Below are 18,538 nucleotides of genomic sequence, written 5' to 3' on the forward strand. Positions count from 1 at the left end.
TCGTGTTCGTTATGCTGAATCCTCGCTCCACGGTGACCAGAATCGCCAAAGCACTGGCTGCCTCGGTGACGCCTTGCGCTGCTGCGGTCGGCGCCGTGTGCTGGCGATACGTGTGCTGGCCGCTACCAGTAACCAGCTTGCGCGGCTGGCCCGGCGTGAGCTGCAGTCAGCGGTATTCAACCTTGGTGAGGCATACGCGACGGCGGTGCGGACCGGCGCGGCACTTGAGCCCCTGCCGCAACTGCCGCGATTCCTCACGCAGGCAGCCGCAACTCTCAACGATTCACTCACTCTGCGAACCCTTTGAGGATTGGAGCCCCAAAAGATGGGGCCTGCACGGTCCGTCTCATGCGGCATCTTGAGGTCTGGACTCAACGCTCAGTTGCCAAAAGCCGGTGGTGCCACCTCGTCAGGCTGGGCATCCTCTTCATCCTTGGACCTCTGGGACGGCCCGGTGAGAATGATGGCCGCGATGGCCACCACCACCATGAACACGTTGAACGGCGGCCCCTCGGCCCCGCCAAAACGCAGGCCCACGTTGTCCTGACGGCACCATGGTCAATCGGGTTTCTAGATCGCCAATTGAATCCCTACTGTGATTCATCTTTCAACCATTGGAGTATGGGGCACGGCAAATGCCACATTTGGGGATTCAACCGACCCAAATCGGCTAGGGACCCAAGGGGATCTTAGGGATCTTGCGGATCTCGTCGCGTTGCCGATCATTGAATTTCGGTGACAGCCTCAAAGGTCGGGATGCGACGGCCGGCCAGCCTCGAATTGATCTGGGCTCTCGCAATCCGGTCGATTGCTCGGGCTGCCCGGCACCGGGTAGCCACATCGCGACTGACTCCGCTGTTTGCGGCTAGGCGCTTGCCGAATCCACCGTCTTTCCCTGCGAACGGGACGCTGGGGCGTCAACGGGGAGGTGCAGCATCCGGGTGGCGGAAGAGTCCGTCGAATAGCAAACCGACAAGATTCGTTGCTACGCGTTCCGGGTCAGTGGGGCGGCCTGGTTCCAGCTTCGAAGCCGTTACATGGAACCAGGCCGCCCCGAACACGAAATTGACTGTGAGGCCAGTGTCCAGGAGGTTTTCGAATATTTGTGCCCAGGGCGGGATTCAAACCCGATTTTCGCCCTTGCAAACAAAGGGAAGTAGCGAACCACCGCGATAATACGGCCCGGCGCGACGAAGTCCGGGCCAGTCCGACAGGAAAAGTGCTGACACTGCCAAAACGCCATGTGAGTACTCTGGCATGTTAAGGTCCCACCGATACTGGACCTGCTGGTCCCATTCTTAGGTGGTATCCGGGACATGCCAAGTCATCGAGCAACGAGCGCAATAGCGTACTCTGTGCCTCAACAATCCCGAAGATAGCTGCTCTGATATGGCATGACTCCACGCCTCATTGTTCAAGCTCCCGAAACCCGCAGAAGAGAAACGTGGCTGCCCCATGACGATGGTGCAGATGGTGGCGGGAAACGTGGATGGCCCCGGATCGCTTGCCGTGAGGACTTCGAACCCGCCAGGGAATAGGACAACCGGAACAATGCTCCACCACCCCGGCGAACGCGCGGTGCACCCATGTCCAGGTCCCGTCGTCGGCCTGCAGAATGAGCGTTGCGGCGAGCGCCGGCCCATCGAACCTCCATTGAAGTACCACGGTATGACAGTGGTGGGCCCGGCAATGACCTGCGGCAGCCAAGCAAGCCAGCTGAAACCGCAAGTGAGGATCACCAAGATGACTATCGCAGCGCGCGGCCGGCGAGCGTTTGTGCTGGCGGCCGCTGGCGGGGTCGATTTCATCATCTTGCATGAGCCGTCCCTTCTGTGGAATGTCGAGACCCTTCCCCACCATCAGAATTCCTGATGGCGTCAGTAGGGACCAAAGTCATGGGCCAGCCGTGACCTTAGACTCTAGTGACGCCTCAGCGGAAGCTACACAGTGGTAGTTGACGAAAGAGGTGGGATGGCATGAAGAGCAATTCGACCGTCGACACTAAGAATCGACATTCAGGCAACGCGCGCCGCGGAGTAGCTGGGTTTGTTGTGGCGCTGGTGTTCGGCACGTTGCTGGCATTGTTTGGTGCCGGCGGGGTCATCGGTGGCGTGGCCTCGGCTGTGGTGAGTTCACAGCAGGGATCGGAGGGCTACTTCACTTCCGAAGCGCGTGAATTCGCCGCCACCTCCTATGCGCTCTCCTCTCCCCCAGCCCCGCTTGGTGTCGAGTCGATTCCTTTTAATCTTGGCAGCATCCGGCTTAGTGCTGAGTCCGCTGCACCCGGGGGCCAGGTGTTCATCGGTATTGGCCCCAAGGCGGAGGTGGAGAGCTATCTCAACGGTGTGCACAGAACAGTCATCACCGGTGTCCAAACCCAGCCGTTCCGGGTGAGCTACAGCGATGTTCCCGGGCAAGGCACACCCGAGCTACCGGGGAAGCAGATTTTTTGGGCTGCGCAAGCGTCCGGAACCGGTGCACAGCACGTCACCATGGACCTGCGCAGTGGTGCTTGGGTCTTGGTGATTATGAACGCCGATGCCAGCCCGGGTGTCACGGTCAACATGGCGGCCGGGTTCCACTCCGAGTTGTTTGGAGCGATCACGCCTGCTTTGTTGACGGGCGGGGTAGCAGCCCTGATCATCGGGGCTGGATTGGTTGCCTTGGGTGCTGTGGGCATGGGCAGACGGGTCCCCTCATCCCGGCAGCCAGCGCCTGGCAATCCGGTCACGGCCGACGGCGTGTCCCCGACCGAGTTTGCCGGCGCGAAAAGCTATCCTGCGAGACTCACCGGGCAACTTGACCCGCAGCTGTCCCGGGGGCTGTGGCTGGTCAAATGGCTTCTGTCTTTGCCGCACATGATCGTCTTGTTTTTCCTGTGGTGCGCCGTGGTCATCACCACAATCTTTGCCGGCTTCGCTATCCTATTCACCGGCCGCTACCCGCGCGCGCTCTTCAACTTCAACGTCGGGGTCCTGAGATGGAACTGGCGAGTCACCTTCTACGCCTACTCGGCGTTGGCCACCGACAAGTACCCTCCATTCACCCTTGCCGCCACCGAGTATCCCGCCGACTTCGAAGTTGACTACCCCCGTGAACTCTCCCGCGGACTCGTACTGGTCAAGTGGTGGCTCCTGGTGCTCCCCCACTTGCTGGTCGTAGCCATATTCACCAGTGCTGCGTGGTCCATGTGGGGCCGGAGCGGTGATTGGCAATCGGACTACGGCCGTACGGTCGGATTCTCCCTGCTCGGCATTCTGGTCCTCATTGCCGCCGTCGGACTTCTGTTCACTGGGCGATACCAACGACCGCTCTTTGATCTCATCATGGGCATCAACCGGTGGATCTACCGCGTCGCCAGCTATACCCTCCTACTGCGGGATGAGTACCCGCCGTTCCGCTTGGATCAGGGCCCTGATGAGCCGGCCGGGGCGGACCACAAGTGATGGGAGCGCTCCATGGGCAAGCATTTTGAACGGTACGCCGAGATAGCGGAAATCTTGGCGCGCCATGGTTTCGGTTCCCTGCTGGCAAAGTTGGGTCTTGGCCGGATACACCTGGGCTCAGGACCGTGGCTGCCTGATGATCTCTCCAACCCCGAACGGCTCAGGCACGCACTGGAGGAACTGGGACCAACCTTCATCAAACTCGGACAGGTGCTTTCCACAAGGCCCGATATCCTTCCACCGGACTACCTAGACTCACTGTCCAAACTTCAAAGCGGGGCGCCTGAAGTTCCTGCTGAGATCATCACCTCACTCATCGAGCAGGAATTGGGTGGAACAACCACAGAACTCTTCAAAACCTTTAGCACTACTCCACTGGCCAGTGCCTCGATAGGTCAGGCCCATGCAGCAACATTGCATGATGGCACCGCCGTGGTTATCAAGGTCAGGCGGCCTGGCGTGGTTGCCCAAGTTCAGGAAGACCTCGAGATCCTTCAAAACCTGACCCATCAGGCAACCCGAAACTGGACGGCAGTGGCGGACTACAACCTTGAGGCCATTGCCGCCGAGTTCTCAGCTACACTTCGGGCCGAACTTGACTACCTGCAAGAGGGACGTAACGCGGAACGATTTGCAAGATACTTTGCCAACGACCCCAGCATCCACATACCGAGAATTTTCTGGTCCACCACAACCTCCCGGGTGCTGACCATCGAAAGAATCTTTGGCCTGAAGATTGACGACGTCGAGGTTCTTGCCATGCCTGACCTCGAGCGAACTCACCTGGCAGATCTGGCAGCTAAAGCCGCAGTCAAGATGATCTTTGAGGACGGCTTCTTTCATGCCGACCCCCATCCAGGAAATCTCTTTGTTGAATCGGCTTCACGAATAGCGCTGATCGATTTCGGCATGGTGGGCGAAATCGACAACGAGCTCCAGGGTCATCTGGGGAAACTATTGCTGGCATTCAGCGTTGAAGAGCCTGACCGCATCGCCAGGGCGCTGCTGGAACTCTCGATCAACCGACCCACTACCGATCGTGGCCGGTTGCGGCAAGATATTCTGCGCTTCATGCGGCTCTATCAGGGACGCCCGTTGGGCCAAATCGAAATCTCGCCTCTCATCACCCAGATGCTGGCTCTACTGCGCCATCACCATCTTCAGCTGCCCAGTGAAATAGCCATGCTGAGCAAAATGATCTTCATGACAGAAGGACTGGGAGCACGGCTCAATCCGAGCTTCAACCTCGGCACGGTGGTTAAGCCCTATGCCAGAAGATTGGCCTTAGCCAGGGCCACTCCACGCACTCTGTTTCACAATCTCTCCCAAATGGGTTTGGATGCAACAGACTTGGCCGCCAACCTGCCCGAAAAACTGCGAAAGCTACTTGATCTACTGGATGACGGCGTCGAGGTTCACCTGCGCTCAGAGGAATTGGTGCCCCTGGTTACCCGCGCCGAACGCATCGGAAATCGTCTCGTTGCAGGGATGATCATCGCAGCATTTGTTCGAGGAATTGGGGAGCTTACAGCAGCCGACCAGGGACGGCTCAAGGCGTGGCAAAACACACTGGTTGCTGGCGGCGCTGGCATAGCCACGGTATTGGGCGGCTACTTGGCGTGGACCGCACGGCGCAGTGGCGGTGGCAAGCCCTAAAGCAGCCTAGGCGTTGGGCGAAAATGCTGATCACCAGCGGGCCGCAAGGCTTGTGTCTAGGGGGTTGACCACCGTGATTTTAGCCCTTTCGCTGATGATTCTTGCCTTTGCGGCCATGACCGCAACCGTTTACCTACTCACTTTCCCGTCCATCACGCCTAGGAGCCGTCGGGGGAAGCGAAAAGGCACAAATTCGCCCCCTCCTCCTCGCATAAAGGTGCCGGGGCTGTCCCGCAATGGCGGGTCTTTGGACTCTATTGGAGCTGCCCACGCCAGCCTAGGCTCAAACCATGACGAACAAACCAGCCAATGCACCCGTCGAGGAACTAGATGCTCATGAATGCTGGGCATTTCTTCGTGGCGTTTCCGTGGGGAGACTAGCGGTATGGGTCACCGACCATCCCGACATTTTCCCCATAAACTATGCGGTGGATCACGGAACTCTGGTGTTTCGCACGGGTCTGGGGACAAAGTTGGAGGCGGCCCTTGGCGAAACCCCCGTGGCGTTCGAGGCGGACGGAGTCGATCCGGTCAGCGGTGTCGCTTGGAGCGTTGTGGCCAAAGGCAATGCAGCACGCATCGACTCGATTGAAGAAGTTTTGGACAGTTTTTCGATCATGCTCTTCCCCTGGCAATCCGGACACAAGGACTCGTTCATCCGCATAGCGCCAACATCGCTCACGGGCCGCAAATTCACGGTAGCGGATCCAGCGCAATGGTGGACTGCCCCCGCCACGGCCCCGCATGCCGCAACAGAATGACGGTTCCCATCCTCAAACCCGCAATACTTATCCGAAAGGCACTATAGCCATGGAACAGATCACCATTATCGGCAGCGGAAACATGGCCCGGGCCATCGCCGTTCGCATGCTCAAAGCCAGGCACTCTGTGCAGATACTTGGACGCAACGGGGAAAAGACTCGCGAGCTGGTCGAGATCCTCGGCGCAGGCGCCCAGGGCGGCGGGGAAGGCGCCGTCGTTGAAGGCGGCATCGTTTTCCTCGCGGTCCCCTTCGCAGAGGCGAAGAAATCACTGTTGTTCTACGGCGAGACACTGACAGGAAGGGTCATTGTGGATATCAGCAACCCCGTTGACCTAGCCACCTTCGACAGCCTCGTGACTCCCGCGGGAACCTCAGCAGCCGAAGAAATTGCACTTCACGCCAGCCCTGGGGCGTTTGTTGTCAAGGCGTTCAACACCTGCTTCGCGAAGCCTCTGGAGTTGGGTTCCGTGGCCGGAGTGCCACTGGATGTCTTCATTGCCGGTGACTCGGAACAGGCCAAGGTCAAGGTCAGTGCAGTGGTTGCAGCCTCAGGTCTGCGCCCCATCGACGTAGGTCCGCTGCGCCGGGCCCGCGAACTGGAGGCCATGATGCTGCTGATCATGGGCCTGCAAGTCAGCCCTGAACACAATAACTTCAATTGGGATACCTCTTTGAACCTCCTCCCCTAAACAGTCCCGGCACGCAGCGCTCAACATGTGAACCAGAAAGTGACTATGACCTTTATTCGCATCCACCCTTGCAGTGGGTTCTCTGGTGCTAATTTTGCTGGCTGTGGGTCATGGCGGTGCTGCACAACTGTTGGCAAGTGTTTTTGCAGGCAGCGCCGCAATTTCACGAGGCACCGCCATGATCCGTGACATGGTGCATGGCCGCTGGGGATGTGTTGCTGATCCGGCCCGCCGAAGTGGTTCCCGTCGATGGTCACCTCTTGTCAACCGCGGCGTCCTTTGATTAATCTGCCATTACGGGCGAGAGCTTGCCGGTGGAACTGGGACACGGCGATGGCATCCTTAGCCGTTCCGTCAACGGGCCGATAGCTGTCCGGATTGAAGCTACTGCAACGGCTGACGATTCCCAATACAGCCGCATTGTGGCGCTCGTGCAGGGTGCGGCCAGTAGCCGCGCCCCAGGGGTCCGGCTGGCAGACCGCTATGCAGTGCCGTTCACCCTGTTGTCCTTCGTGATAGCAGGTGTCGCCCGGCGGACAACGTCACGATCGTGCAGAGCATTCTCCAACGGCCTGTCATTATGGTTGGCGACGGCATCAATGACGCCCCTGTCCTGGCTGCAGCTGACGCAGGTGTGGCCATGGGAGCCAAAGGGTCCGCCGCGGCCAGTGAATCCGCCCTATGTGGTGATCATGGTGGACAACCTCTCAAAGGTGGCCAGCGCCGTCCGCACACGGGCCCACTTGAGTGCAGCACAATACCCCGGGTCTCTCGGTTCTGACATGATGCGAGACGCCCTGAGGACTTTGTACCCTTGTTGGCCAATAGTGAGTAAGGCAGGATGGCAGGAGCATAATCATGCATTGCCGAACATTGTGCAAAAAGATTCCCCAGCGGGAACTACAGCTACGGAGGGAAGACGATGAACAGGCTAGCTACCTCCGACCCACGAAAGATCGCCACTGCCACGACACCGATCACCGTTTTTATCCTCGACGATCACGAACTGGTTAGACGGGGGCTCAAAGAACTACTGGAAGGTGAGGGCTTCAAAGTTATTGGGTCTACCGGCTCCGCTCTTGAAGCAACCAGGCGCATCCCAGCCCTGCATCCTGACGTTTCAGTATTGGATGCCCGGCTTCCCGATGGCACGGGCATAGAAGTCTGCCGTGATGTCCGGTCTGTAGATCCAACGCTGCAATGCTTGATTCTCACTAGTTACGACGACGAACAAGCGCTGCGTGGCGCTGTTCTTGCTGGCGCCTCAGGCTATGTGCTGAAGGAAATTGACGGCACGGATCTGCTGACGTCCCTGCGCCGCACTGCCAAGGGCGAAACGCTCTTCAAACCCGACGTCATGGCGAAAGTAGTTCAGGGCCTTGCCGAGCCTGAACGGACGGATCCTAGAATCTCCGCCCTGACCCCGCAGGAAGGGCGCGTACTCAAACTCATTGGGCGCGGATTGACCAATCGAGAAATTGGCAGTGAAATGTTTCTGGCCGAGAAGACCGTCAAGAACTATGTGTCCTCGCTGCTGGCAAAACTGGGTTTCGAACGACGCACTCAGGCTGCCATTTTCATTACAGATACACGATGGCAGGCCTCTGACTTCCGTCAATGAGCATCTTCTGCAGGCACACTCCAGATCAACCGGGTTCCAGTTTTTTCGCAGCTCTCTAGGACAAAGGTTCCGTGCAAAATCTCGGCCCGCTGTTCCATGTTGTGTAGCCCGCTTCGGTGAACCACATCGCCCACCCCAATCCCGTCGTCGTCAATAGTGACGCTCACGTACTCGGCTGTGACGTCAACGAAAACCTCAATTGCCCCCGCGTCGGCATGCCGCACCACGTTGCTCAACCCTTCGGACAGCACCGCCAGCAGGTGCTTAGCTGTTTCCTCAGAAATCGCCGAGTCTATGGGCCCAGCTAAATTCAACCGGGGAGCGAAGGTAAGCGTTTTGGCGGCATTGCGAACCGTCCTCAGGATCAGGTCGCTCAGCAACTCGGTTTCACCCGAGCTGACCCGCAACGAATAAATGGTGTTCCGCAAGTCCCGAATGGTTTCGTCAAGTTCTGTGGTGACAGCCCTAATTCGCTGGGACGCCGTCTTGTCCGTAATAAACCGCTGCAAACTCTGAACGCTCAGGCCTGCGGCGAAAAGGCGCTGAATGACCACATCGTGCAAATCCCTAGCAATACGGTCACGATCCGTGAAAACCAGGATCTGTTCACGCAACCGGTGAGTCCTTGCCAGTTCCAAGGCCAACGCAACGTGAGAGCCAAATATGGCGCTCATCTCCACCACGACCTTGGAATAGCTGCCAGATCCTTGGCTGCGCGCCAGGATCAACAAGCCCAGATTCGCGCCTTCGGTCCCCAAGGCAATCACAATGATGGGCCCAAACGCCATCCCGTCCTCGGCACCAAGCAGGTCAGCAGCATCTTCAAACACAGTAGGGACGCCCGTCCGCAATACCTCCGCAATTGCCGGCGAGTCCAAAGCCAACGAGCGGCCAACCAAGAGGGGCGCTCGCTCGCCAGCGGCTGCAGCAACATATAACTCAGGTCCCCCCGCTGAGGAGACCCCAATCATCGTCAGAGCAGAATCCGACTCCACCAAAGCGGTGGCAGCAATCATATCCAGACTGCTTTCAGTGATGTTGCGTTCGTCATCCATCATCTTGCCAGTGACATCCATGCATACTTCCAGCCAACGCGAACGGCGTCTGGCGTCTTCAAACAAGCGAGCATTTTCAATGGCGACCCCTGCCGCGGCGGCCAGAGCCACGGCAAGTTCCTCATCCTCGGCTGTGAAGTCTTCACCGCCGGCCTTTTCCGTCAGATACAGGTTCCCAAACACCTTTCCCCTGACACGGACGGGGACACCCAGAAAGGTCACCATGGGAGGGTGGTCTTCCGGGAAACCGTAGGAGGCAGGGTGATCGTGCAAGTCGTGCAGCCGCAACGGGTGAGGGTCGCTTGTCAGCAGTCCGAGGACACCGTGTCCGGTGGGTAAGGGACCAATCTTAGTTATGAGTTCCTGATCTATGCCAACGGTAATGAAGTGACTCAGCGACTGATCTTCACCAATGACTCCCAGCGCTGCGTAGCGGGCGTCCAGAAGTGTGCAGGCAGATTTCACAACCCTCTCCAAAACCGCATCCAGACTGAGATCCTCTGCCACGGAAACCACGGCCTCCAGTAAGCCGCGCATCCTTTCCTGTGTGGAAAGCAATTCGCCCGCCCGGTCTACAAACTCCCGCAGTAAGTCCTCGATCCGAGTACTTGCAGTGGCCGGCAACAACGGCGCCGCCTTGTCCGCATCAGAATCCTGCACCAGACCCACCTTCAGTTGACCATCGGCCGTTGTGTCAGAAGCCTCAAGAACCCGGCCATTACTCACAGGCTACCCTCGTTGCCAGCCTAACGAACGCATACGGGAGGAAAGGTACAAGCTCTCTAGGCACTGGAGATGGGGACCTTAGACCCTAAATTCCCAGAATCACTAGACGTAGAGTCGTTCACATGACTATTAATACGCCACCGTCAGGGCCTACACCGGTGATTGAGTCGCTCACTAAGGACCAATGCTGGGAATTGCTGCGTGAACAGGTCATTGGGCGTCTGGCTCTTGTGGTTGAAGATCACCCCGAGATTTTTCCCGTCAATTATGCAGTGTGCAACGATTCTCTGGTCTTCCGAACTGCCGCAGGCACCAAACTCTACGGCTCAACTAGCAACACATCTGTTGCCTTCGAAATTGATGGCTACGATCCCTCAACAGAGCAGGCTTGGAGCGTAGTTCTGCGAGGCACGGTGCTTGCGATCAAGGCTGGCTCCGGACGTGCCGAGTCGGAAATTTTCACACTTGAGCCATGGCAAGACGGCATCAAGAACCACTTGATGCGGATCCTGCCCCTGAACCTCAGCGGCCGGAGGTTCAAGGTCACAAAGCCTGACATTTGGCGCACACCTTTGTCCGACGCACGGCGTGCTTCCTTCGAATAGCACCTGGCTCGAACCGATTGTCCAGCCTACTTGGTGACCAGCGTGCCTACTCGGGAGAGACGGCAACTGACCCAAGTATTTCCGTGCCAGCGATTCCTTCCATCATGGCCCCACGATTGTCCACGCAGCCGATCAGTGCACGCCAGCTAGGCGGCCAGCCGTGACCACTGTTGCGCCGGCGTCGAAACATCATTGCCTGTTCGCCCTAGAGAACACGGAGGGGCCGTAGCGAAGGAACTACCCGGCGCCAAGCCGAACCGTCTGCCGCAACGGTCCAATCGCGCTCCTTCGCAAGAGCGTGTGCGGCGGAGCCGTCATAGAGTGATCCCACGAACTTTGCGGGGACCAACAGGCGCGGATCTGTGTGATCCACAAGGATCCGCGACAGGATCACAACGACATCCTTGGCCAAGCCTGGCTGCCCCAGCGCTTGCTGCAGGAAGTGCCACCATCGTCGGAGCTGCCACGGCTTGGCGGGCGATCTGGGTCTTCCCACCCGCCACCGCACCCCCGTCGAGAAGCGAGTTACCGCCAATGGATAAGAAAACACGCATACTCTAGAGGCATCGTGGGGAAATCTGCGCCGGCACAAGCGTGTCCTCGCCTGCCCCGTGGACCTTGTACTGTTGGGCGGCTAGGCCCGCCTCTTCCTGTTGGGTAAGGACAACGGGGCATGGGACATGCAACAGCAACTCTTGGGTGGCGGAGCCCATGAAAGCGTGGTGCGCGGCTCCACTGCCGCGGCTTCCCACCACGAGCATGGCGGCACCTTTCCCTGCCTCGATCAGCACCCGAGCCGGCACATTCTGCTGCACGAATCGACCGAGAACTGTGAGGTGTATGTGCCGGGCACGAACAGCGGCCACAACAGCTTCCAAGATCACGCGTCCCTGCGTGCCAATCTGCTCGGTCCTCCCGAATCCGTCGGCCCTGGGATCCACCCACCTTGCCGGGGAATGCGAGACACAAATGACGGTGAGCTCCTGCTGAGTATGTGCAGCCTCCGCGGCGGCAAAATATGCTGCGGCCATCGATTCGGGGGAACCATCAATACCAACCACGACGCCGGCAGTCACGGGACACGGCCGCGCCGGGATAACTGCCACGGGACATCGCCCGACCATGGCAAGTTGAAAATTGAGCGTACCGAATCCCCCACCATGAACATCGCCCGCCCTGTCTGTTCCGATCACCACCATGGCGGACCGGGCAGAAAGTTCTGCCAACACTTGCGCAGGCACGCCAAAATGGAGGCTGCTGCGCACCTCCACGGCAGGGGCAAACTCATGCACACTGTTGGCTTCACTGTCCAGCATGCTCAACAGGGACGCCCGGTAGCTCTGGTATTCAACGCTCTCTGCTGAGACCAAGTAATTCGGAACTGCGTGGACCAGCAGCAGGGGCAGTTTTTGTAGCTGGGCCCGTCGCGCTGCCCATTCGAGGGCAGCCCGACTGGCGGGTGAACCATCCACCCCCACCATTATCTGAGGTTTAACGACCACTAGTCATCGACCTCTCTACGATCATGCAAGGTCATGGCGTGTCCTTAGAGATGCACAATGCCCATCAAGAAATGCGGCTCAAGAATTGATACCCTACGTCCAACGTTAGGGGCCACTGCCTGTTGAGGAGAGAGCCCAAAGACCCCAATTCACCCCTGCTACCTACTAGTGGCGCACAGGTCATAGGGAGGCGAGTGGGTCCGGAACACTGAAGCGAGCGGCCCGGCGGTGAATGTGATGTTCGGTCCCTCGGTGGCGAACCACTGGCAGCTGTTGCAGGGGCCGGGCGAAGAACCAACTCTTGGCCACTTCAACGAGCACCAAATAGACCACTGCCATGACTAAGAGGGCCAGAAAGAACGGGACGGGTAGCGGGTCAAATCCCAGTACCGGGCCAAGGGGTGACAGTGGCAGGTAAATGCCCAGCGCCACCACGCCCACGGAAGCCAACAGCAACCCTGTGGAGGGGCGGCTGCGCAGGAACGGCACTCGGCGGGTTCTGATGGCGAAAATGATCAGTGTCTGGGTGGCGATGGATTCAATAAACCAACCTGCCCGGAACTCCCCGGGCACGGCATTAAAGACAAACAGCATCAGGGCAAAGGTCGCAAAGTCGAACAGTGAGCTGATGGGACCGAACAAGAGCATGAAACGGCGAATGAACGCGATATCCCAATGTGAAGGAGCCTGTAGTTGTTCCTTATCGACGCGGTCCCCGGGGATGGCCAGTTGCCCGGTGTCATAAAGCAAGTTGTTGAGCAGGATTTGTCCAGGCAGCATGGGCAGAAAACTCAACACCACTGACGCTGTTGCGGCGCTAAACATATTGCCGAAATTACTTGAGGTCCCCATCAGCACGTACTTGATGGTGTTGGCAAAGATTCGCCGACCTTCCCTGACCCCTTCAGCCAAAACACCCAAGTCCTTATCCATCAGGACAATGTCCGCAGCATCCTTAGCCACGTCTGTGGCGCTCTCCACGGAGATGCCAACATCAGCATGGTGCAAGGCCAATGCATCATTGACGCCATCACCAAGAAAGCCGACGGCGCGGCCCTGATGGCGCAATTGCTTGATGATCCGTGCCTTTTGTTCCGGCGAGACGCGCGCAAAAATGCTCGTTTTCGTCACCGCAGTCCCGAGTTCGGCATCGTTCAGGTCATCAATCTGGACTCCGGTAAGCGTTCCCCCAGAGACCAAACCCAGATCCCTGCACACTTTCTCGGCAACCTTGGCGTTATCACCTGTCGCAATTTTGACGGTAATGCCCAGAGCCGCCAGCTCCTCCAACGATTCTTTGGCATTGGCCTTGGCCTTATCCAAAAAAACGAGGAAACCAGCCAACATCAGTGCCCGCTCATCAGCGGGTTCTAGTGCACTCATACCCACCACCTGCCGCGAGGCCACCGCAATAACCCGCGCCCCGGCGTCGTACTGTTCATCCAAGAGCGACTGCGCATGAGGCGGGATATCTCTACACAAAGCCATGACATCCTCGGGAGAGCCCTTGGTGACAATCTGCTGACGCCCACTCTCATCCATCAGAACGCTGGTCATGCGACGTTGGTGGTCAAAAGGAATGATATCGAGCCGTTTCTCACTGCCAGGGGCAAAGTCACGCGCCCCGGAAGCAGCCCAGAGCGCAGCATCCAGCGGGTTCGCACCCACTGTGGAGACAGCCCCCTGCGAGTAATCGGCCTCCGTTGAGATAAGCCCCAAAGCAAAAAGTTCGGCCTTCGACACATCAGAACGGACGGGCACTGCGAAGGTAAAACTGATGTGCCCTTCCGTGAGCGTGCCGGTTTTGTCCGTGACAAGCACGTCCATGTCACCGAGATCCTCAATGCACACCAGCCGCTTGACCAGCACTTTCCTCTTGGCCAGTGCCCGGGTACCAGCGGCCAGACAGGTACTTACGACGGCGGGCAGCAGCTGCGGCGTGATGCCAACAGCTATTGCGAGTGAGAAGAGCAGCGAATCCAGAAGAGGTCGCCCCAGCAGCAGGTTGGCGATGAAGATCAGAGTTGTCAGGACAACAGCCACCTGCAAGAGCAGGAACGAGAACCGTTTGAGGCCATTCTGGAATTCCGTTTGTGGCTGACGCTCCCCCAGCCCCAAGGCGACTTTGCCAAACTCCGCACGACTGCCGGTGGCGACGACGACTCCTGCGCAGCTGCCGGACTGCACCACCGTCCCCATGAAGAGACAGCAGGACATCTCGCCTAGGGGGACCACCCCTAAAATTGGTGCAGGATCCTTCTCCGCCGGCAGGGACTCCCCCGTCAGGATGCTCTCATCACACAAGAGGTCCTGCGCATCGAGCAATCTGATGTCCGCAGGGATGATCGCACCCAACCCCAGGCGGACCACATCACCGGGCACTAGATTCACCACATCGATTTGGCAGGCGGTACCGTCCCGAAGGACCACAACCGTGTGCGTGACGCGTGAATGAAGAGCCTCGGCAGCACGTTCGGCACGAAATTCATTGCTGAACCCCAAACCGACACTCACCAACAAGATGACAGCAATGACTACCGAATTCGTGGCATCCCCCAAGAACAAGGACAGCCCTGCCGTAACAATCAAAAGGATTAAGATGGGACTGCGAAGTTGCCGCCCCAGCACCACCCACGGACTGGCCTTGTGCGTGCGCAACGCGTTGGGGCCAACAACACTCAGCCGGCGAGCTGCTTCGTTACCGCCAAGACCGCGCTGCGTTGACCCAAGCTCAAGCAGAACTTCTTCGACGCTGAGGTGGATGGTTCCTGCGATGGAATGTTGTGTTAACTTCGCCGCCTCAACTGTTGCGGACGGGATCATCGCCGTCCTCATGGCTCGCAGTCGCCGACACGGTCACCCTCGCTGAGTCCCTCTCGCCATGAACCACTAGGACCGGACAGCCTGCGTGTTCGGCGCAGGCCGAGCTGACTGAACCCAGCAGCATCCCCGCGAAGCCACCATGTCCACGGGAACCAACAATGAGCATCTGCGCGGACTTGCTGTGCTCCATCAACACTCTGGCGGGCGTGCCTCGAACACACACACCGCTAAACCCTTCGGGCGGGTTGCCTCCAAAGGCCTCCTGTACGGCGTCCTTGAGGATCTGGTGCGCCCCCTCGTCCGGGTCCCAATCAGGGACTATGTACGAGCCGAAAACCGTTTCCAGGTGCCAGGCGGTAACGGCTGTGATGGTTGCATCCAGCGCGTGCGCCAGCGTTTGCGCCCACTTCAGGGCCAGCACAGACTCGGGTGATCCGTCCACTCCAACCACGATGCGCGAACCCTCGTGGATTGTCTTTTCTTCCATGGCTTGATCCATCTTTCTCACGCTTTCACTTTTCTCAAAGTCTTTTCAGTTCAATGATCGACGCCGGGAAAGGTTGCTGCACAGGGTCAAAGGTCCCTAACCATCGAGTCTGGAAAGTGCCAGTCTTGAGTTGGCGGATGTGTTCTTCCTGTGTCCGCTGGCCAGCCCTTGCGTCTGTGCCACCGACTGAGGACACGGAGACAGTCTTGAACAGCCAGCTCGCCCAAACCAGCCACGGACAGCAAAGCGTTGCCGACCCCACGCAGGTCTCGGAGGAATTTGAGCTCCTAAACCGGTACTGGGATGCTGCCAACTATTTGACGGTGGCGCAGATCTACCTTCAGGAGAATGCTCTCTTGAAGCAGGCGCTGACGGCCGAACACATCAAGCCTCGGTTGCTGGGCCATTGGGGAACCAGCCCCGGACTGTCATTGATTTACGTCCATCTAAATCGGCTCATTCGCAGTACCGGGGCCAAAGTCCTGTTCGTGGCCGGCCCCGGACATGGTGGACCGGCGGTGATTGCCAACCTGTACCTGGAGGGCAGCTACTCCGAGATCTATCCCCGCGTCAGTCAAGACCCCAAGGGGTTGCGTCGGTTGATCCGGCAGTTTTCCACCCCTGGGGGCATACCGAGTCATGTGGGTCCCCCAACACCGGGTTCCATTCATGAAGGCGGCGAGCTGGGCTATTCGCTGGCCCATGCGGCGGGTGCAGTCATGGACAACCCGGACCTGATAGTTGCGTGCGTTGTTGGCGACGGGGAAGCAGAAACCGGCCCCTTGGAGGGCGCATGGAAAGCGCCCGCCTTCCTCAACCCAAGCCGGGACGGGGCCGTGTTGCCCATACTTCACCTCAACGGCTACAAGATCTCCGGACCTACAGTTCTGGGACGCCAATCCGACGAACAAGTCATGGCACTACTTCGGGCACACGGCTGGGAGCCCGTGGTGGTCTCCGGCAGTGATCCTGCCGTGGTCCACCCCATGCTGGCTCAAGCATTGGATAGCGCGCACGCCAGGATTCTGCAGATTCAAGAGCAGGCGCGCCAGCATGGTGCCAACGCTCCGGCGCTCTGGCCGGCCATCATCCTGCGGACCCCGAAAGGGTGGACGGGCCCGGACTTTGTTGACGGCGTTGCCATGGAAGGCACTTTCCGCTCACATCAGGTGCCTTTGGCAGGAGTTCGTGAAAACCCGGCCCACCTGGCCCAGCTGGAAGCGTGGCTGCGCAGCTACAAACCCGAAACACTCTTTGACGCGCAGGGCCGGCTAGTACCCGAGCTGGCGGATCTGGCCCCCGATGCGGAGCTGCGCATGGGCGCCAACCCCTGGGCAAATGGTGGCCTGGACGTGGCGCCTCTTCCCATGCGTCCCTTGGACAATTACGCCTTGGAAGTGGGCACTCCCGGATCGATGAAACACGAGACCACAAGACCCTTGGGTGAGATGCTGCGGGATATTTACGTAGATACGGCGCAGGACCCTCGTTTTAGGCTGTTCAGTCCGGACGAGACAAACAGCAACCGTCTGGGCGCAGTTTTCGAAGTCACCGAAAGATGCATGATGGTGCCGGCACGTGACGGCGATGACCACCTGTCACCGGATGGCAGAGTCATGGAAGTCCTCTCCGAACACCTCTGCCAGGGCTGGCTTGAGGGATACGTTCTTACCGGGCGGTACGGCCTTTTCGCCACCTATGAAGCCTTCGCGATGGTGAGCGCATCCATGACTATCCAACATTCAAAGTGGCTCCAGCATGCCCGTGAACTGCCGTGGCGGAAACCCGTGCCAAGCCTAAACATTCTGCTCACCTCAACGTGTTGGCGCAACGACCATAACGGTTTCAGCCACCAGGGGCCGGGATTGATCGACACTGTTCTTTCCCTTTCTGGTTCGGTAGTCCGTGTCTACCTTCCGCCGGATTCCAACACGCTGCTGGCCGTGGCTGAACATGTCCTGCTCAGCAAGGACTACGTCAACCTGGTGGTGGTGGACAAACAGGCCCACCCCCAGTATTTGAACTTGGAGGACGCCCGCAAGCACGCAGCCGCCGGTGCGTCTATCTGGCAGTGGGCCGGAAACGAGGATGCACCCAGCAAGAGAACCCCCCACAGCAGAGCCTTGGTTGGCACCGAGTCCTCCATCACCACCGCTGACGAGCCCGCATTGCGGGCACAGCCGGATATTGTTCTGGCCTGCGCCGGCGATGTGCCGACAGAAGAGACCTTGGCAGCGGCCTGGTTACTCCAACATCATGTCCCCGGACTGAAGGTGCGCGTGGTCAATGTGATGGACGCCTTAGTGCTGCCGCCCCCGGACGTGCACCCGCACGGCCTTGCCGATCCAGACTTTGAAAAACTGTTCACGACAAACGGTGAAGTAATAGTCGCGTGGCACGGATATGCCCGCGCGTTCCATCAGCTCCTGCATGGACGCTTGAATCCAGGTAGATTCCATGTTCGGGGCTACAGCGAACAAGGAACCACCACGACTCCGTTTGACATGGTGGTACTCAACAAGATGAGCCGATACCACCTTGCCTTAGAAGCCTTGCGCCGGGTCAATGGTCACTTTGATGGCGCCCAGGAGCTGGCAGAGCACTGCAGTGCGATGCTTTCTAACCATGAAGCGTATATTCACGAGCATCTGGAGGATCTGCCGGAAATTCGGGATTGGGTCTGGACACCCCCAGCTCAGAGCCGAGAAGCAGTATGAGCATTGAACAAGAATCAGCCACCATCATCGTGGGTGTTGATGGATCCGATTCATCCATCGAAGCCCTCCGCCAAGGTGAAAAGCTCGCCGTTGCGCTGGGTTGCCGTCTCATAGCCACAGGCTGCTGGACCATCCCCACCGTCTACCAGGTCCCGTTTTCCCTGGGGAACATCGATTTCAAGGGCACGGCACGAGACATCCTCGACAATGCCATTGAGCGTGCGTTTGGGCTGGATTGGCCGGAGAACCTCACCATAGAGCTTGTTCAGGGCTCAGCCCGGCAAACCCTGATCGAAGCCAGCCGCAACGCAACACTTCTGGTCCTGGGACGGCGGGGGTTTGGCGGATTCAAAGGACTACTGATGGGGTCCGTCAGCGCAGCCTGCGCAGCCCACGCCCATTGCCCGGTGGTCATTGTGCACGCAACTGCTGTATGAGCAGATGCGTC

Annotated in this window: 15 protein-coding genes and 1 pseudogene; 11 read left to right on the forward strand and 5 right to left on the reverse strand. The window is 58.7% G+C overall.

Annotated features, from left to right (window positions below):
* Positions 1-112 precede the first annotated feature (112 nt).
* A complete protein-coding gene (locus AS189_RS12915; RefSeq protein ID WP_062289640.1) occupies positions 113-307 on the forward strand; it encodes a hypothetical protein in 195 nt (64 codons plus the stop codon).
* A gap of 71 nt (positions 308-378) precedes the next feature.
* Here AS189_RS12915 and AS189_RS20270 read toward each other — a convergent pair whose 3' ends face one another.
* On the reverse strand, positions 379-537 hold the full coding sequence (locus tag AS189_RS20270) for a hypothetical protein (RefSeq protein ID WP_160320833.1): 159 nt from the start codon (positions 535-537) through the stop codon (positions 379-381).
* A 1,206-nt stretch (positions 538-1,743) separates the two neighbouring features.
* On the opposite strand from AS189_RS20270, the gene AS189_RS21020 reads away from it, so the two are divergent.
* The 7 genes and pseudogenes from AS189_RS21020 to AS189_RS12945 all read left to right on the forward strand — a co-directional run bounded on the left by AS189_RS21020 (position 1,744) and on the right by AS189_RS12945 (position 8,175).
* Positions 1,744-1,872, forward strand: a complete 129-nt coding sequence (locus AS189_RS21020) for a hypothetical protein (protein WP_272946726.1) — start codon at positions 1,744-1,746, stop codon at positions 1,870-1,872.
* A 104-nt stretch (positions 1,873-1,976) separates the two neighbouring features.
* Positions 1,977-3,446, forward strand: coding sequence for a DUF4389 domain-containing protein (locus AS189_RS12925; protein ID WP_082634284.1), 1,470 nt, complete (start codon positions 1,977-1,979; stop codon positions 3,444-3,446).
* Between the two features lie 12 nt (positions 3,447-3,458).
* Positions 3,459-5,102, forward strand: a complete 1,644-nt coding sequence (locus AS189_RS12930) for an ABC1 kinase family protein (protein ID WP_062289646.1) — start codon at positions 3,459-3,461, stop codon at positions 5,100-5,102.
* Between the two features lie 290 nt (positions 5,103-5,392).
* Complete coding sequence (locus AS189_RS12935) at positions 5,393-5,863, forward strand: pyridoxamine 5'-phosphate oxidase family protein (RefSeq protein ID WP_062289649.1); 471 nt, start codon at positions 5,393-5,395, stop codon at positions 5,861-5,863.
* Positions 5,864-5,912: 49 nt separating this feature from the next.
* The gene (locus tag AS189_RS12940) at positions 5,913-6,554 is read left to right on the forward strand and encodes an NADPH-dependent F420 reductase (RefSeq protein WP_062289652.1); all 642 of its coding nucleotides are present in this window, start codon (positions 5,913-5,915) and stop codon (positions 6,552-6,554) included.
* Between the two features lie 206 nt (positions 6,555-6,760).
* Positions 6,761-7,084, forward strand: a pseudogene (locus AS189_RS21280) (heavy metal translocating P-type ATPase); the annotation flags it as partial.
* A gap of 392 nt (positions 7,085-7,476) precedes the next feature.
* Positions 7,477-8,175 carry a response regulator gene (locus tag AS189_RS12945; protein ID WP_062289655.1) on the forward strand — a complete coding sequence of 233 codons (699 nt, stop codon included), beginning with the start codon at positions 7,477-7,479 and terminating at the stop codon, positions 8,173-8,175.
* Here AS189_RS12945 and AS189_RS12950 read toward each other — a convergent pair.
* Complete coding sequence (locus tag AS189_RS12950) at positions 8,169-9,956, reverse strand: GAF domain-containing protein (RefSeq protein ID WP_337589174.1); 1,788 nt, start codon at positions 9,954-9,956, stop codon at positions 8,169-8,171. The genes AS189_RS12945 and AS189_RS12950 overlap by 7 nt on opposite strands.
* 122 nt (positions 9,957-10,078) lie before the next feature.
* On the opposite strand from AS189_RS12950, the gene AS189_RS12955 reads away from it, so the two are divergent.
* Positions 10,079-10,561 carry a pyridoxamine 5'-phosphate oxidase family protein gene (locus tag AS189_RS12955; protein WP_062289658.1) on the forward strand — a complete coding sequence of 161 codons (483 nt, stop codon included), beginning with the start codon at positions 10,079-10,081 and terminating at the stop codon, positions 10,559-10,561.
* 557 nt (positions 10,562-11,118) lie between these two features.
* On the opposite strand, the gene AS189_RS12965 is transcribed toward AS189_RS12955, so the two are convergent.
* From AS189_RS12965 to AS189_RS12975, 3 genes are all read right to left on the reverse strand, one after another.
* Positions 11,119-12,042: a universal stress protein gene (locus AS189_RS12965; protein WP_062289664.1), complete on the reverse strand. Its 924-nt coding sequence runs from the start codon at positions 12,040-12,042 to the stop codon at positions 11,119-11,121.
* Positions 12,043-12,243: 201 nt separating this feature from the next.
* Positions 12,244-14,886 (reverse strand): magnesium-translocating P-type ATPase, encoded by a 2,643-nt coding sequence (mgtA, locus tag AS189_RS12970; RefSeq protein ID WP_082634285.1) that lies wholly within the window; start codon positions 14,884-14,886, stop codon positions 12,244-12,246.
* Positions 14,864-15,373: a universal stress protein gene (locus tag AS189_RS12975; protein WP_082634541.1), complete on the reverse strand. Its 510-nt coding sequence runs from the start codon at positions 15,371-15,373 to the stop codon at positions 14,864-14,866. The genes mgtA and AS189_RS12975 overlap by 23 nt, the downstream gene beginning before the upstream one ends.
* Before the next feature lie 206 nt (positions 15,374-15,579).
* On the opposite strand from AS189_RS12975, the gene AS189_RS12980 reads away from it, so the two are divergent.
* On the forward strand, positions 15,580-18,090 hold the full coding sequence (locus AS189_RS12980) for a phosphoketolase family protein (RefSeq protein WP_062289667.1): 2,511 nt from the start codon (positions 15,580-15,582) through the stop codon (positions 18,088-18,090).
* Positions 18,087-18,527 carry a universal stress protein gene (locus AS189_RS12985; RefSeq protein ID WP_062289670.1) on the forward strand — a complete coding sequence of 147 codons (441 nt, stop codon included), beginning with the start codon at positions 18,087-18,089 and terminating at the stop codon, positions 18,525-18,527. The genes AS189_RS12980 and AS189_RS12985 overlap by 4 nt, the downstream gene beginning before the upstream one ends.
* The last annotated feature ends 11 nt before the right edge of the window (positions 18,528-18,538 follow it).

Source organism: Arthrobacter alpinus, from assembly GCF_001445575.1.
In the GTDB taxonomy this organism is placed as follows: domain Bacteria; phylum Actinomycetota; class Actinomycetes; order Actinomycetales; family Micrococcaceae; genus Specibacter; species Specibacter alpinus_C.